We start from the raw sequence: 16,082 nt of genomic DNA, 5'->3' as shown, positions 1-16,082 counted from the left end.
TATTTATACCGGCGCCATTTTTTTATTCTTAGCGTATTTTTATCTTTGCATCCGTTTGTTAATAACACAAAAACAGAAGGTATGGCACAAGAGGTATTTTTTTCATCATTAAAAAATAAAACGCATAAAAGCCCGCTACACAAAATCAATAAATTATTAAAAAAGATCAATGTCAGGGGAACTTATGAAGAACAACAATTAATAGCGGTGAAGGTACATTTCGGGGAGCTTGGAAATACAGCATTTCTAAGGCCTGTATTTTTAAGGCCTGTCATTGGAGCACTTAAGGAAATGAATACCCGGCCTTATCTTACCGATACCAATACGCTTTATGTGGGCATGCGCACCAATACGGTGGATCATCTTTACTGCGCAAACTGGAACGGTTTTGGTTATTCAACCTTACAGGTACCTACAGTTATAGCGGATGGACTCAGAGGGGAGAACAGTGTTGAAGTGGAAGTCAATTTATCACTTTCTGATAAAGTACATCTGGCTTCCGATATAATCAATGCAGACGGAATAATGTGTGTAAGCCATTTCAAAGGTCATGAGCTTACAGGTATTGGCGGGGCCATCAAGAATCTTTCAATGGGTTGTGCCAGCAGACAAGGCAAGCTGGATATGCATTCCGTATCAAGACCATCCGTAAACCAGGAAAAGTGCACCGCGTGTGCACAATGTATAGAGTACTGCCAGGAGCAGGCCATTGAAATCGGCAAAAAAGCATACATTACAGAGAATTGTGTCGGATGTGCCCGTTGTATTGGGGTCTGTCCTGAAGGAGCTATAGAAATCAACTGGAATGCTTCGTCGGAAAATATTCAGAAAAAAATGGCTGAATATGCCTACGGCGTGAAACAGAATTTTGGTGAAAAAATGTTGTATGTTAATGTCATCACCAATGTGGCTCCCGGGTGTGACTGCGACCCGGCAAATGATGAACCGCTGGTTCCTGACATTGGTTTCCTGGCATCCACCGACCCTGTAGCAATTGACAGGGCTTCGCATGATCTGGTAAAAAAAGCAAATAATGGCAATGATCCATTTGTTGAGTTTTATCCCCATCTGAATCCCACAATACAGCTTGACCATGCCGGCCAGATCGGGCTGGGAACAAATGATTACAAACTGGTTGAATTATAAGGGAAAACAGAACCTTTTTCATTGATCTTCCCTGAATGAGGATCAGATTCCCGGAGATATTGGGTTTTTGTTATCTCCACATCACAATTATATTCCTTTATGTATTCCAGTTGATCATCAACAGGACTCGAATCAAAGATGTTCAGAAATATTTTTTTATCCCAGTACCGGGATCTTCCTTTTACCAGTTCATAAAAATCAAAACGTTCTTTTTCTGTATAATGATCCATAAGAGACATTTCTTCAGGATGTTCCACTTTGATTTCCCGAAACACAATACTGGCGATCATCAAAAAAATATCATCCAGTATGCAGTCTCTGCTTGGGTACCACAACCATTCGTTGGTTCCCTTCAGTTCTTTCATAAGCAGAAGGGTTTCATTGCCTTCAGAAAGGAACAACTGGTATTCAGGAATAACACCTCCATTGTCAAGATTAGATTGACCAATTAATACCTGCGCAGTATATGAGAATGACATAAATTATACATTTAGTTAAAATAGGCTACGCGAATTTAATAATAATGGATTTTTTATCAATAAAAGTCAAGGAACAGGAAAAAACACAAAAACTGGAGAAGCATTTCCAGGAGGTCAGTGAAAAGGTTGGTTATCTGAATTTGTTATCTACTCCCGGCGAAAAATGCATCTGCAACCATCTTTAAACCAAATAATTCAAGAATTATTCCTGTCTCCGACAGCGGCAGTTTGTTTTTTCCTGTTTTATTGTGCGGTTTCGCCGGATGTTATTGCTCTTCTTCATTTTCCTGTTTGTTCTCATCCGGTTTTTCTTCTTCCTCCTTCTTGCTCGAAAAAGTTCTTATAAACCAGTTCTTTCTTACTGTTTCGGCTGCCTGGTCAAGCTCCCTGGCACTTTTGTCTATACTTCGAAGGGTGCTGTCGATTCTTTTAGCAAAAACACTGTCTGTTAATAATTTATTTATTAATCCTCTACCGGTTCTCATATTGCCTGTAAATTCCGCAAGATTATCGGAAATATCTCTGGTTCTCCGGGCAGTATGGGTCAAATTTCTGGAAACCGAATCAAGGTTCCGTGTAAAAGACGTATCGGTGAACATCTTGCCGAAAACCCCTTCACCTTTATTGATTTTACGGGTGATCTCCTGTAAATTTTCAGTTGACTGAAGCATATTGTTTCCCGCCTGATCGAATTGATCGGCAAGCACAGTATCAGAGAGCATTTTACCAAACACCCCCTGTTCCTGGTTGATCTTTTCGGTAATTGAACTGAAATTCTCCGTTAATGTTGCAGTATTGTTACTAATCCTGTTCAAATTGTTCGAAAATGCGGTATCCGCAAAAAGACTCCCGAAAATGCCTTCACCTCTGTTGATTTTGGTAGTGATATCCGCAAGATTCTTTGTGATCACCGTGGCATGGCCACTTGATTTGTCAAGTTCTTCAAGTATGTCATCCATTTTGACCGCTTCTATTGTTCCGAGGATGGCTCCTTCATCTACAACCGGCTCTGAAGGTGTTCCTGAAGTTATGGTTACAACTTTATTGCCCATCACTCCTTCGGTTTTTATCTCCATCCTGGAATCCTCACGGATAAACTGATGAACCTTTGTTTCGAGTGTAACCTGGACCTGGACAAGGGTATCATTGATTAGCTGAATGTTGGATACGCTACCGACATTAATTCCCGAGTACCGTACATTATTTCCTACCTTTAGGCCGCTTACATTCTTAAAAACGCCGCTCACCGTAAAAGTATTTCCAAATAAATGCCGTTGTTTGCCAATTATATATATGGCAGAGGCAAAAATGGTGATGCCAACGATAATAAAAACTCCAAGCCGTATGCTTTTTCCTATCGTTAATTTCATTCGTGTAACAGTTTATTAAAGGTTTGCATTTCAAATTAATTTACATGCCAAATTCACAAACTTTGCTTGTCTCGCCATGGAACCCGCATGTTAATCATGTGCTTGTTGTGAAGGGCACCGTATGCGGGTTTCATAATTGAATTGATTTAATTAAAAAAATCGAAAATCCAGGGATCCTCACTCGCTTTAAGCTCATTGTATTTACCTGATTTATATATCCTACCATCTCTTATTACGTGGATAATATTGGCTGTTAACTTCACACAGCTAATATCGTGGGTTATGATGACGGATGTGGTATGGTACTTTTCCTGAAGATTGATTATCAGGTTGCTGATTTCTTTAGAAGTAATGGGATCCAGACCCGTGGTGGGTTCATCGTATAGAATAATCTCAGGTTCAAGTATAAGGGTTCTGGCCAGTCCGATCCGTTTTTTCATTCCACCGGAAAGTTCACTGGGAAGCAAGTCCACCGCACTTCTCAGACCTACATTATCAAGCGCTTCGTAAACCCTGGCATCGAGTTCCTCTTTCTTTTCAACCAGCTTATTCCTTATTAGCGGAAACTCCAGGTTTTCTCTAACTGTCATACTGTCGTACAGGGCATTGCCCTGAAAAAGAAACCCGATTCTTTTTCGGACCCTGCTTAGTTCCATTTCATTCAGACTGGAAACATCTTTGCCAAATACTTCAATTGTCCCCTCATCCGGTTTAAAAAGCCTAACCATACACTTAATCAACACAGATTTCCCTATTCCCGATTTTCCAATTATTACTGCATTTTCTCCTCTGGTGATTTTCAGATTAATGTTTTCCAGTACCTGATTATTCGTAAAACTTTTTTTCAGGTTTTTTATATTGACAACCGTTGATTTGTTGTAATGTGACCGATTCTCCATAGTTTTTAAAATTGCAGTATTTCCAGTGAGTGTTGTATCTCAACAACCAGCAGATCAATCACGAATATTGCTACGGAAGAAATTACCACTGCTGCGTTGGAGGCTCTCCCCACACTTTCCGTACCGAAGCCTGCCGTATAACCTTTATAGGAACCTATTGCCCCAATTGAAAACCCAAAAATGAATGTTTTTATTGTAGCAGGAATCACATCATAATAATGCAGGGGGGCAAAGGCACCGTTAATAAACAGGTGAAGGGAAATATCACCGGCCAGATTGACCGCAATATATGAACCGGCAAATGCAACAGCATCGGCGAAAAACACCAGAATGGGAAGCATAAGGGTGGTGGCAAGGACCCGTGTAGCTACCAGATATTTCATTGGATTTGTGCCGGATACCTCCATGGCATCAATTTGCTCGGTTACTTTCATTGATCCCAGTTCAGCGCCGATCCCCGAGCCAATTTTTCCCGCACAAATAAGGGCTGTAACGACGGGGCCTATTTCTCTGACAATGGAAACAGAAATCATGCTCGGCAACAAAGATTCGGCACCAAAACTCACCATAATCGGACGCGACTGCAAGGTCATCACCAGACCCAAAATAAAGCCAGTCACCAGGATAAGAGGGAGTGTAGTGTAACCTAGAATATAACATTGCCTCATCAATTCCCTATGCTCAAAGGGAGGTTTGGTAAGCTCTTTAACTACCTTCACCGTAAATTTAGCCAAACCGGATAAATCAGATAATATGTTGGTTTCCTGTCCGTTACTCATTGAATTTTAAACGATTAATAATTGATCGCATCATTACTCGATCCAACTGTTCAAAAATAATAAAATATTGGATTTTGATGCTATATTTAAAGTCTTATGTAATCTACAATAATTAAGCTAAATAACTGAAAATAAATCATGAGAAAAATCATATTCTATGAAGCGAGATTTTCTGAATTTTAGATCATAATTTACCAACATTGCTTAATTTTGTATCATAAACAGATCGGATCATTGATACAACGTGCTAAATTACAAAATATGGATAAAAAACAAGATGTCATTGAACGTGAAGAGGTAGTGGTTCGGTTTGCAGGAGATTCAGGCGATGGCATGCAGTTAACGGGTACACTTTTTTCTGACACTTCCGCTTTTCTGGGAAATGATCTATCTACATTTCCCGACTACCCGTCTGAAATCAGAGCTCCACAGGGAACTATCGGAGGAGTCTCAGGTTTTCAGGTCCACTTTGGCCACCGGCAGGTTAATACGCCCGGGGATTACGCAGATGTTTTGGTGGCAATGAATCCGGCGGCCTTAAAAGCCAATGCCAAATGGGTAAAATCCGGAGGTACCATCATATTGGACGAAGACAGCTTTACACCACGCGGACTTAAAAAAGCGGGATATGAGACCAATGATCCCATTAAAGAAGACCACCTGGAAGAATTTAATATCATAAAGGCGCCCATCACCACCCTCACAAAGGAAGCATTGAAGAACCTGGATTTGGATCAGAAAAGCATACTCAGGAGCAAAAACATGTTTGCTTTGGGTATGGTTTACTGGTTGTTTGAAAGACCGCTGAAATATACCGAGCAGTTTTTTGAGAGAAAATTCGAAAATCAGCCCAAAATAATCGAAGCGAATAAAAGAGTGCTGGAAGCAGGTTATCATTATGCTGAAACCGTTGAACTTCTGACTCCAACCTATAAAATCAGTCCGGCCGAAATCGAAAAGGGCACCTATAGAAATATAGATGGCAATAAGGCCACAGCATGGGGCTTGATTGCAGCTTCTGAAAAATCAGACCTGGAACTTTTCTGTGGTTCCTACCCCATTACTCCGGCCTCTGAAATTTTACATGAATTGGCTTTAAGAAGAGATTTTGGTGTCAAGACTTTTCAGGCGGAGGATGAAATTGCCGGTATCTGTACTGCCTTGGGTGCAAGCTTTGCCGGTTCACTTGCCGTCACCACCACTTCAGGACCGGGCCTGGCACTTAAATCGGAAGCCATCGGGCTGGCCATAATGACCGAGCTGCCTATCATAATTGTAGATGTACAAAGAGGCGGGCCTTCTACCGGCCTGCCCACTAAACCTGAGCAGTCGGACCTAACGCAGGCTCTTTACGGGAGAAACGGAGAAAGCCCGTTGGTCGTTCTTGCTGCAACAACACCTTCCAATTGCTTCCATTACGCATTTACAGCCGCTAAGATCGCCCTTGAACATATGGTGCCGGTAATACTTCTGACGGATGGTTTTCTGGCCAATGGTTCAGAGCCCTGGAAAATACCTCAAATGAGCGATTACCCTAATATTAAACCACCCATTGTTCCACGGGGAGAGAAAGAGTGGATGCCTTATGCCCGTGATCCGGAAAAACTAGCCCGCACCTGGGCTATTGCAGGAACACCGGGTTACGAGCATCGCATTGGAGGTCTTGAAAAAGACGAGCTGACTGGTTCTGTGTCTCACGACCCTCAAAATCATGAGAAAATGGTATATCTAAGGGAGGAAAAAGTAAACCGGGTAGTAAGGGATGTTCCCAACCAGCAAGTGGAAGGTAGCCAGGAAGGTGACCTGCTTCTGGTAGGCTGGGGAGGTACCTACGGCCACCTTAAAACTGCCCTGGATGAATTAAGAAAAGAAGAAGCACTGAAAATTGGTCTGGCCCAGTTTAATTACATCAAACCCCTGCCGGCAAATACCGGGGACATTTTTAACAGATTTGACAAAATCCTCGTCTGCGAGCTAAACCGGGGTCAGTTTATGGATTATCTCAGAATGAACCATCCCAAATTCAATTATTTAAAGTATAATAAAATACAGGGCCAACCTTTCACAACCATAGAAATTAAAGAACACGTTAAAAAACTCGTGGAGGTGAATCATTATGGCTGAAAACACAAAATACATTGATACAAAAGAAACCTCGCCTTCACCCAAAGATTTCAAAAGTGACCAGGAAGTCAGATGGTGTCCGGGCTGTGGTAATCACGCCATCATGAATGCCATTCAGAAAGCTTTACCCCACATGGGTATTCCCAGAGAAAAATTTGCCTTTATATCAGGGATCGGATGTTCTTCCAGATTTCCCTATTACATGAATACGTATGGTTTTCATGGAATACACGGCAGAGCTACAGCCATAGCCTCCGGTACCAAAACGGCCAATCCCGATCTTAGTGTCTGGCAAATAACTGGTGACGGGGATTCCATGGCCATAGGCGGAAACCATCTGATTCATGCTGTTCGAAGAAACGTCGATATCAATATCGTCATTTTTAATAACGAAATCTATGGCCTTACAAAAGGTCAGTATTCTCCCACCTCAAAGCTAGGGGCAAAAACCAAAAGTTCGCCCTACGGTACCATTGAAAATCCATTTCATCCCGGCGAACTGATTATTGGCGCCCAGGGTAGATTTTTCGCCCGTTCGGTGGATACCAATATGAACCTGAACCAGGAGATCTTTCTGGAGGCCGAAAAGCATAAAGGAACCTCGGTAGTTGAAATTGCCCAGAATTGCGTAATATACAATGATAAAACCCATGCCGAGATTACCAACAAAAAATATAAAGAGGACAGGCAGATTGTGCTAAGGCACGGAGAGCCCATGATATTTGGAAAAAACCGCGATAAGGGTATTGTATTGGAAGGCTTAAAACTTAAAGTTGTTGAATTGGGTAAAGATGGGTATACCGAAGATGATCTGCTGGTTCATGATGCCACCCTCAAAGACCCGGGTATCCATCTGATGCTTGCAAATATGCAGTATCCGAATTATCCTGTTGCAGTGGGTGTAATAAGGGCTGTGAAGGACGAAACTTATGAAAGGAAATTAGAGAATCAAATCAGACAGGTAAAAGAACAATCCGAATTCGGTTGTGTGGATGATCTGCTGCACAGCGGAAATACATGGGAAGTGAAATAGGATGATCCTTTAACGCCTATTTGCATTACCAAAATGAAGAAAACGAGCCCCTTTCTTCATAGAATCAGGAAAATATCCTTTCTCCGGTTACCACATCCTGAAAAGACCCCATACAATGAGCCGTAAGACATGAGTGAGACGGTAATACGCCTATAAAATCTCCAATGTCAAACTTTTTCATGGTGTTGGGATGTACATAAAAGGTGCCATGTTCCTGCGATAATTTTCCCAGGATGATCTTTTCCTCCGGAATAATCCAGCCTTTGCTGTTTAACATCACACCGTATCCGTAAATGGATTTCTCCCCTTCGATACATTTGTCTTTAGACAGATGCACCGCTCCTCCATGAACAACGATCTCATTTCTGTCCTCATGTTTGGCTACTACCGGACAGGCCAAACAAACGGCAATGTCCTCCAGTGAACAGGCATTAAGTTTATATTGCTGAAGATCAAAGAATACAAAATTCCCCGGCCGGATTTCTGAAATACCCTCAAAGTCATCTGCCAAACTGCACGAAGGGGTGTCTCCCACCGAAATAATAACTTCCTCGTCCGACCCTGCAATCTGATCTTTAACCCCCACCAGCCGGTCCCTTGTTTCCTTATGTATCTTCAATATCTCTTCCGTGGATGCGGCCTGATACGTATGCCCCGCATGGGTCAACAAACCTTTAAAATGAAGTTTCGGGGCTTTGTATATCTTTTCTTTCAGGTTGACAATCTCATTTATATTTTCATAAGGAATACCCGTTCTCCTGTTTCCGGTATCGATTTTAACAAAAACACCGACTTCCGAACTCATTTCTTTGTTTAGTGCGTTGATGCTTTCCTGGTTTAACAATGTTAACCGGAGCGTGATATCCTTAGCCAATGTGTTGATTGTCTCAATCTCATTAATATTTAAAGGAAAGGCGATGGTGATGTCTTTCCAGCCATCCTGAGCAAACTTCACCGCCATATCCACTGAAGAAACGGTGATCTTACTGACGCCGTATTCTGCAAACCATCTTCCTACAGTTTCCGATTGATGTGTTTTGAAATGAGGGCGAAAGATAAGATTGTGCCTTTGGGCTTTATCGGCCATTCTTTCAATGTTATTGAAACATTTCTCCTTATCGATGAGAAGTGTAGGTTTTATGAGTCTCATGTTTCCCTGATGTTAATTTGGCTTGTTGGAATTGTTTCCTGTTTTCATCCAAAATTAATAATTAAAGATCCAATATATAAAGGATAATTTTCCTGTTTTTATAATTTTTTTATAATCAACATATTTTGAGCATTCTATTCCATAAGGTTGATTATTTTACCAGGTAATGTGAACATTTCCCGAATTAATTATTTAGATTCTTTCTAAATAATCTTACAGGTCTGTAAAGATGTTATATATCATCTGTTATTTTTCAAACATCCGTAAATTTGTACTCTGTTTGAAGTGTTAGATGAATCATATGGCACAGGATGTGATTGAGCATAAGGGTCGAATTGACGCCATTGAAGGGAACAGAATAAGGGTACACTTTGTGACAATGAGTGCATGCGCCCAATGTCACGCTAAGAGTGTATGTTCAGCCTCAAATATGGAAGAAAAAGAAGTTGAGGTGATTGATAACAGCGGAAGGTTTAATAAAGGAGAAGAAGTCAGGGTTTTGCTCAAACAATCGTTGGGCTTTAAAGCTTTATTCTTCGGATATGTTTTGCCTTTCCTGCTTTTGTTATTTGCTTTGTTTTCATTTTCGGCCATATTCCACAATGAAGTTGTAGCAGGATTATCATCACTGGGCATACTTGTACCCTATTATATGATTATATATCACAGAAGAAATTATTTTCAGAAGGCATTTACATTTTATTTACAGAAGATAAGCTAAATCAATTTTTATTATGTCAACTACAGTCATATATACCATTGTATCCTTAAGTGGACTGGGAGCTGTGGCAGCAATTATCTTGTATATGGCAGCCCGGAAATTTAAGGTATACGAAGATCCCCGCATAGGTGAAGTTGAAGATGCTTTGCCTGGGGCAAACTGTGGTGCTTGCGGCTATCCGGGTTGCCGTGCTTTTGCAGAATCTGTGGTCAAAGCAGATGATTTATCGGAATTGTACTGCCCTGTTGGGGGAAATGAAACCATGCAAAAAGTGGCTGAGATTATGGGGCAGGAGATTGAGGAGAAAGACCCACTGGTGGCAGTTGTCAGGTGCGCCGGTTCTTTTGAGAATGCACCTGCAATTACCCGTTACGATGGACCAGCTAGCTGTACAATTGAAAACACCCTGTACGGAGGAGAGACGGCATGCCACTACGGTTGCCTGGGGAAAGGCGATTGTGTGGATGCATGCGACTTTGAAGCCATTTTTATGAACAATCAAACCGGTCTGCCCTACGTCATCGATAACAATTGTACTGCATGTGGTGCCTGTGTGGAAGCTTGCCCCCGCGATATCATCGAACTGAGAAAACGAAACAAAAAAGACAGGAAAATCTATGTTTCGTGTGTCAATCAGGATAAAGGCGGAGTGGCCAGAAAAGCATGTAAGGTTGCCTGTATTGGCTGTGGCAAATGTGTAAAGGTTTGTCCCTTTGATGCCATTACGCTTGAAAATAACCTGGCCTATATTGATCCCAATAAATGTAAACTTTGCAGAAAGTGTGTGCCTGAATGCCCTACTAATGCAATTTTGGAAGTGGGATTTCCGCCAAGAAAAAAGAAAAACAAAGAACAATCTGAACCGGTGCAGTCCGAAAGTAAAAAAGAGAACAAAAACATTGATTAAAAAAGGAGTATAGGATGCAAGTGTTACAAACATTTTCAAAAGGTGGGGTACATCCTCCGGAAAATAAATTTTCTGCGAATAAACCCATAGAAAACCTGGGATTACCCAAACAAGTTTCCATACCTATAGCCCAGCATATTGGTGCCCCCTCAAAACCGGTTGTCAAGAAGAAAGATAAGGTTAAAACAGGGGATATTATTGCCGAAAGTCAGGGTTTTGTCTCCTCTAACATCCATTCATCCGTTTCCGGGACGGTTTCAAAAGTAGGTGAAATTATTGATACAACCGGATTTAAAAAACCCGCAGTGATTATTGATGTTGAAGATGATGAATGGAATGACAGCATCGATACAGGTTCGGAGATCATAAGAGATTGCTCCTTAAGCAGCCAGGAAATTGTTGATAAGATACTTCAGGGAGGGATCGTAGGAATGGGAGGCGCCACTTTTCCCTCCCATGTTAAATTAAGCGTTCCCGAAGGCAAAAAGATCGATACCCTGGTGATTAATGGAGTAGAATGTGAACCTTATCTTACCTCCGATCATCGCGTTATGCTCGAACGGGGTGAAGAAATGCTGGTGGGCATCAAGCTGTTAAAAAAAGCCCTGGGGGTTAACCATGTACTTATTGGCATAGAGCATAACAAGCCTGATGCTATAGAACATGTCAGTCATCTTGTAAGCAAAGAGGAAAACATTGAGGTATATCCCCTTAAAGTTAAATATCCTCAGGGAGGTGAAAAGCAATTGATAAAGGCATTGCTGAACCGCGAGGTTCCCTCGGGAGGATTACCTCTGGATGTGGGTGTGGTTGTACACAATGTAGGTACTTCCCTGGCAGCTTATGAAGCCGTACAAAAAAACAAACCCCTGGTTGAAAGGGTAGTGACGGTCACCGGGAAGTCCCTTTCAAAACCCTCCAACTTCCTGGTTAGGATAGGTACTCCTGTTAGGGACTTGATAGAAGCCGCCGGTGGCCTGCCTGAAGATACCGGAAAGGTGGTCGGCGGAGGCCCGATGATGGGTAAAGCCCTAAGTTCTTTAGATGTCCCTGTTGTTAAAGGGACTTCAGGGATACTGGTAATTCCTGAAAAAGACGCCTATAGGGATGAAGAATTCAACTGTATCCGATGCGGCAAGTGTGTGGATGTTTGTCCTATGGGTCTTGAACCCTACCTGCTTAAACAACTGGCTCAGCTCGAGCGCTATGAAGAATGCGAAGACAATGCTATAATGGACTGTATGGAATGTGGTTCCTGCAGTTTTACATGTCCGGCACGTGTGCCTTTACTCGATTATATCAGACTCGGAAAAACAAACGTGAATCAAATCCTACGAAACAGAAAAGATAAGTAATGGCTAACAATAAGGTATTAACAGTTTCTCCATCACCGCACGTATTTGAGAATACCAGTGTAAGGAAACTCATGTATGGAGTGGTGATTGCCCTGTTGCCCGTACTGGCATGGTCTGTAATTTCCTTCGGGATCGGGGCCATCATCGTTACACTGGTTTCCGTATTATCGTGCATTGGTTTTGAGTATCTGATACAAAAATTTCTTCTGAAACAAAATCCAACCGTTACCGATGGTTCAGCCCTGGTGACCGGTTTGCTTCTGGCATTTAACGTACCTGCAAATTTACCCGTGGGCATCATTATTATTGGCGCCCTCGTATCTATTGGAATAGGAAAAATGTCATTCGGGGGTTTGGGAACCAACCCTTTTAACCCGGCTCTTGTAGGAAGGGTTTTCCTTTTGATCTCCTTTCCGGTTCAAATGACGAGCTGGCCGACACCAAAAGGCTTCAACACCAATTATGTTGATGCTCAAACCGGCGCTACCCCTCTTGGTATATTACAGGAAAGTGGGGATACTCCTATGACAAAGGTTATGGAACAAGTGCCGGATTATTCAGAGCTTTTTTTAGGGCAAATGGGTGGCTCACTTGGGGAAATGTCGGGTATAGCCCTTATTATAGGTTTCCTGCTGTTGTTATATTTCAGGGTTATCTCCTGGCATATACCCGTTTCAAATGTATTGACAGTAGGCCTATTCTCAGGTATTTTGTGGCTGGCTGATCCTACTCAGTATGCTGATCCCCTGTTCCACATTCTTACCGGAGGGGTTCTGCTGGGTGCCATTTTTATGGCCACAGATTATGTAACGTCCCCTATGACCACCAAAGCCAAATGGATTTACGGTGTGGGCATAGGATTGCTAACAGTGATCATCCGGGTCTTTGGTTCATACCCCGAAGGTGTTTCCTTTGCCATTCTTATTATGAATGCATTGGTCCCCATCTTGAACAGATATACAAAACCCGGGCGATTCGGAGAGGAGGTGCAATATGGCTAATAAGGAGTCTACTTTTAAAAACATGGTTCTAACTCTGTTTCTTGTTACGCTTGTAGCATCCACTACATTAGGCTTTATTTATGAATTAACCCGGGAACCGATAGCCGAAGCCAGGATGAGGGCAAGAAATACGGCCATTCGGCAGGTGGTACCAGAATTTACCAATCAACCGAATAATGAGTCTTATAAGGTTCCGGTGGAAGGCGACAGCCTGCAGGTATACCCGGCAAAACAAGATGGTAACCTTGTTGGATTGGCGGTTTCTTCATTTACCGAACAGGGTTATAGCGGAAGAATCAGAATAATGGTAGGCTTCAATGCCGACGGTACCATTAATAACATTTCTGTGCTGGAGCATGCAGAAACTCCCGGCTTGGGTGATAAAATAGAAAAAGCCAAGTCGGACTGGAGCACCCAATTTAACGGAAAAAATCCGGATAACTTCGATTTGCAGGTTCAAAAGGATGGAGGAGATGTGGATGCCATCACTGCTGCTACCATATCATCAAGGGCTTACTGCGATGCAGTGCAAAAAGCCTATAAAGCATTTCAGAAAGGAGGTTTAAAATGAACCAATGGAAAAATTTCAGCAAAGGTTTCATAAAAGACAATCCGGTCTTTGCATTATACCTCGGTCTTTGCCCTACGCTGGCAGTGACTACGTCTGCTTATAACGGATTGGGCATGGGTTTGGCCACCACATTTGTAGTAGTTATGTCGAATCTGGTGGTCTCCATCATCAAAAATCAAATACCCCCAAAGGTAAGAATACCAACCTTTATTGTGGTTATTGCTTCATTCGTTACCATAGTGCAGATGCTTACCCAGGCTTTTGTACCCGATCTATACGAGGCCCTGGGAATTTTCATTCCGCTTATCGTGGTGAACTGTTTTGTTCTGGGTCGCTCTGAAGCTTTTGCATCCAAAAATGACATATTTTCCTCTGTCATCGACGGCCTGGGAATGGGTCTGGGATTTGCATTTGCGCTAACCATACTTGGTGGTGTAAGAGAAATTCTGGGAAGCGGTACATTCACCCTTATACCGGATGTTATAGAATTGTCCATCTACCAGGGCGACGGAATGCTTGTTTTTGTACTGGCACCCGGAGCATTTCTGGCTCTTGGCTATCTGATCATGTTGGCAGACAAACTAAAAAAGAAAATTTACTAGGCTATGGAATATATCGCTATCATTATATCGGCAGTTTTTGTTAACAACATCGTTTTAAACAGGTTTTTGGGGCTTTGCCCTTTTATCGGTGTTTCAGGCAAAGTGGAAACAGCCATCGGAATGGCAGGGGCTGTGACCTTTGTAATGACCATGGCAACCATCATTACTTACCTGTTGCAAAATTATATATTGGTGCCGCTGAACATCAGCTTCATGCAAACCATCACCTTTATTCTGGTGATTGCCTCTCTGGTTCAGCTTGTCGAGATCGTCCTCAAGAAAGTGAGCCCTCCGATTTATCAGGCACTTGGGATATTCTTACCCCTGATGACTACCAATTGCGCAATTCTCGGCGTGGCTCTGCTGGCGGTTCAGAATGATTATAACCTGCTGGAAACTGTTGTTTTTGGCCTGTCAAATGCCCTTGGTTTTGGCCTGGCCCTGATCATTTTCGCAGGCATTCGCGAACATCTTGAATTGATGAATGTACCCAAGCCAATGCAAGGGGGCCCTATTGCCTTTATTGTGGCTGGCCTGCTATCATTGGCATTTATGGGCTTTTCCGGTATCGTTTAGCCCGAATAATTCAAGAATTATTCCTATCTCCGACAGCGACTTAGGTGAACTAAATTTTTTTCATATTTATAAAAATTTATGCTATCACTTCTAAAAATTTTGTTTTTTTAGCAAAGTTTTGACAAATGATAAATCTATGTGAAATCTTATCTTTCCTATATGTGTGTTCAATAAAATAATTTTAGGAACAAAAGTTCTTATATATTTAGAATGATATTTGGTTTAGGCTACACGAAAAGATTTATTGGAATACTGTTTTCTGAACCACATACCTGCCCCGTAGCAGGCGGGGGTACATAGTATACATAGGATGACACATAGAAATAATAAAAATATGGAAAGTAACAAAGAAATACTTAGATGAGCTCACCTATAAAGTCATAGGATGTGCCATTGAAGTACATAAATATTTAGGTCCGGGACTGCTGGAAAGCATTTATGAAAAATGTTTATTGAGAGAATTAAAAATTAGAGGAATTAATTACAAAAATCAAGTATGGGTACCCCTTCAATATAAAGGTTTAGAATTGGAAGCAGAATTAAGACTGGATGTTTTAGTGGAAGATGTTCTTTGTGTTGAATTAAAGGCGCAGGAAGGATTATTACCCATCCATGATGCAATCTTGCTTTCGTATATGCAAATGTTGGAAAAACCCAAGGGAATTCTAATCAATTTTCATTGTGTGAATATTTTTAAAGAGGGCCAAAGAACCTTGGTTAACAATTTGTTTTCTGAATTGCCTGAGGAATAATAAATCTATGTGAACTCCTATGTTTCCTATGTGTCTTTGTGGTTCAAAAAAAAGTTAAATTGCTTAACTTTGAGAACGATACCATCAGGCTATGAAAAATTCGTTTGCAGCTAAAGCTGCGGTAAGGATAATGCAGGTTATAATAACTTTTAAAACAATGACAGGGAAATAAAAACAGGACTGCTTTCCCGGAGAGATACAACAAATACACCTTCACCCCAATATTCATTGGTTATAAAGAAAAAATAAAAACAAGTTTGTCTGATCCGGTATGATCAGGATGAGCTTGTGTTTAAGCTTGCGTTATCATTTGTGGTTGCAGTAACATCATTTTCATAAGCAGGACAATTCTGGCTCTTACAAGATGAAAATGTAATACCCAAAACAAAAGCAAGAAGCAAAACAATGGCTAATTTCTTCATCGTAAATAATTTTTGAATTTACATTTCAAAACTAGAAAAAATTCAAAAATTATAAAAATAATATCTGATTATCTTAATTTTATTGTTGGTGAAGAGTCAGATTGTTTTGATGGAAGTCAATCTTTTCCTGATGGGCCTTATCGTTTTCATGTTTTTGAGCATAAGCCGGACATGGTGTGGTGGTATGGCAGGAGG

18 protein-coding genes are annotated in these 16,082 nt (G+C 41.5%); 12 read left to right on the top strand and 6 right to left on the bottom strand.

Going from position 1 to position 16,082, the window contains the following annotated elements:
• Positions 1-81 precede the first annotated feature (81 nt).
• Positions 82-1,146 carry a DUF362 domain-containing protein gene (locus KGY70_07445; GenBank protein ID MBS3775003.1) on the top strand — a complete coding sequence of 355 codons (1,065 nt, stop codon included), beginning with the start codon at positions 82-84 and terminating at the stop codon, positions 1,144-1,146.
• Here KGY70_07445 and KGY70_07440 read toward each other — a convergent pair.
• Entirely contained in the window at positions 1,125-1,625 is a 501-nt protein-coding gene (locus KGY70_07440; protein ID MBS3775002.1) for a hypothetical protein, read from the bottom strand. The two genes, KGY70_07445 and KGY70_07440, sit on opposite strands and share 22 nt — an antisense overlap.
• 44 nt (positions 1,626-1,669) lie before the next feature.
• Here KGY70_07440 and KGY70_07435 point away from each other — a divergent pair, with 44 nt between their 5' ends.
• Positions 1,670-1,810: a hypothetical protein gene (locus KGY70_07435; protein MBS3775001.1), complete on the top strand. Its 141-nt coding sequence runs from the start codon at positions 1,670-1,672 to the stop codon at positions 1,808-1,810.
• Positions 1,811-1,891: 81 nt separating this feature from the next.
• Here the strand turns inward: KGY70_07435 and KGY70_07430 are convergent, their stop codons facing one another.
• The 3 genes from KGY70_07430 to KGY70_07420 all read right to left on the bottom strand — a co-directional run bounded on the left by KGY70_07430 (position 1,892) and on the right by KGY70_07420 (position 4,673).
• On the bottom strand, positions 1,892-2,995 hold the full coding sequence (locus KGY70_07430) for an MCE family protein (protein ID MBS3775000.1): 1,104 nt from the start codon (positions 2,993-2,995) through the stop codon (positions 1,892-1,894).
• 146 nt (positions 2,996-3,141) lie between these two features.
• Complete coding sequence (locus KGY70_07425) at positions 3,142-3,894, bottom strand: ATP-binding cassette domain-containing protein (protein ID MBS3774999.1); 753 nt, start codon at positions 3,892-3,894, stop codon at positions 3,142-3,144.
• A gap of 5 nt (positions 3,895-3,899) precedes the next feature.
• Positions 3,900-4,673, bottom strand: a complete 774-nt coding sequence (locus KGY70_07420) for an ABC transporter permease (GenBank protein ID MBS3774998.1) — start codon at positions 4,671-4,673, stop codon at positions 3,900-3,902.
• A gap of 261 nt (positions 4,674-4,934) precedes the next feature.
• Between KGY70_07420 and KGY70_07415 the strand changes: the two genes are divergently transcribed.
• A complete protein-coding gene (locus tag KGY70_07415) occupies positions 4,935-6,797 on the top strand; it encodes a 2-oxoacid:acceptor oxidoreductase subunit alpha (protein MBS3774997.1) in 1,863 nt (620 codons plus the stop codon).
• Positions 6,790-7,830 (top strand): 2-oxoacid:ferredoxin oxidoreductase subunit beta, encoded by a 1,041-nt coding sequence (locus KGY70_07410; GenBank protein MBS3774996.1) that lies wholly within the window; start codon positions 6,790-6,792, stop codon positions 7,828-7,830. Before KGY70_07415 ends, KGY70_07410 begins: the two co-directional genes overlap by 8 nt.
• A 64-nt stretch (positions 7,831-7,894) precedes the next feature.
• On the opposite strand, the gene KGY70_07405 is transcribed toward KGY70_07410, so the two are convergent.
• Positions 7,895-8,980, bottom strand: a complete 1,086-nt coding sequence (locus KGY70_07405; GenBank protein ID MBS3774995.1) for an alanine racemase — start codon at positions 8,978-8,980, stop codon at positions 7,895-7,897.
• 292 nt (positions 8,981-9,272) lie between these two features.
• Here KGY70_07405 and KGY70_07400 point away from each other — a divergent pair, with 292 nt between their 5' ends.
• From KGY70_07400 to KGY70_07365, 8 genes are all read left to right on the top strand, one after another.
• Positions 9,273-9,701, top strand: coding sequence for a SoxR reducing system RseC family protein (locus KGY70_07400; protein MBS3774994.1), 429 nt, complete (start codon positions 9,273-9,275; stop codon positions 9,699-9,701).
• A 13-nt stretch (positions 9,702-9,714) separates the two neighbouring features.
• Positions 9,715-10,608 (top strand): Fe-S cluster domain-containing protein, encoded by an 894-nt coding sequence (locus KGY70_07395; GenBank protein ID MBS3774993.1) that lies wholly within the window; start codon positions 9,715-9,717, stop codon positions 10,606-10,608.
• Positions 10,609-10,628: 20 nt separating this feature from the next.
• On the top strand, positions 10,629-11,963 hold the full coding sequence (gene rsxC / locus KGY70_07390) for an electron transport complex subunit RsxC (GenBank protein ID MBS3774992.1): 1,335 nt from the start codon (positions 10,629-10,631) through the stop codon (positions 11,961-11,963).
• The gene (locus KGY70_07385; protein ID MBS3774991.1) at positions 11,963-12,964 is read left to right on the top strand and encodes an RnfABCDGE type electron transport complex subunit D; all 1,002 of its coding nucleotides are present in this window, start codon (positions 11,963-11,965) and stop codon (positions 12,962-12,964) included. The genes rsxC and KGY70_07385 overlap by 1 nt, the downstream gene beginning before the upstream one ends.
• Positions 12,957-13,535 (top strand): RnfABCDGE type electron transport complex subunit G, encoded by a 579-nt coding sequence (locus tag KGY70_07380; protein MBS3774990.1) that lies wholly within the window; start codon positions 12,957-12,959, stop codon positions 13,533-13,535. The genes KGY70_07385 and KGY70_07380 overlap by 8 nt, the downstream gene beginning before the upstream one ends.
• Positions 13,532-14,137, top strand: a complete 606-nt coding sequence (locus tag KGY70_07375) for an electron transport complex subunit E (GenBank protein ID MBS3774989.1) — start codon at positions 13,532-13,534, stop codon at positions 14,135-14,137. Before KGY70_07380 ends, KGY70_07375 begins: the two co-directional genes overlap by 4 nt.
• Before the next feature lie 3 nt (positions 14,138-14,140).
• Positions 14,141-14,713, top strand: a complete 573-nt coding sequence (rsxA, locus tag KGY70_07370) for an electron transport complex subunit RsxA (protein ID MBS3774988.1) — start codon at positions 14,141-14,143, stop codon at positions 14,711-14,713.
• Between the two features lie 332 nt (positions 14,714-15,045).
• Positions 15,046-15,465: a GxxExxY protein gene (locus tag KGY70_07365; GenBank protein ID MBS3774987.1), complete on the top strand. Its 420-nt coding sequence runs from the start codon at positions 15,046-15,048 to the stop codon at positions 15,463-15,465.
• Positions 15,466-15,740: 275 nt separating this feature from the next.
• Here KGY70_07365 and KGY70_07360 read toward each other — a convergent pair whose 3' ends face one another.
• The gene (locus KGY70_07360; protein MBS3774986.1) at positions 15,741-15,887 is read right to left on the bottom strand and encodes a hypothetical protein; all 147 of its coding nucleotides are present in this window, start codon (positions 15,885-15,887) and stop codon (positions 15,741-15,743) included.
• Between the last annotated feature and the right edge of the window lie 195 nt (positions 15,888-16,082).

Source organism: Bacteroidales bacterium (genome assembly GCA_018334875.1).
Classification (GTDB): domain Bacteria; phylum Bacteroidota; class Bacteroidia; order Bacteroidales; family UBA12077; genus JAGXLC01.
Note: the sequence above shows the minus strand (reverse complement) of the source record. Positions and strands in the feature narration are given on the sequence as shown.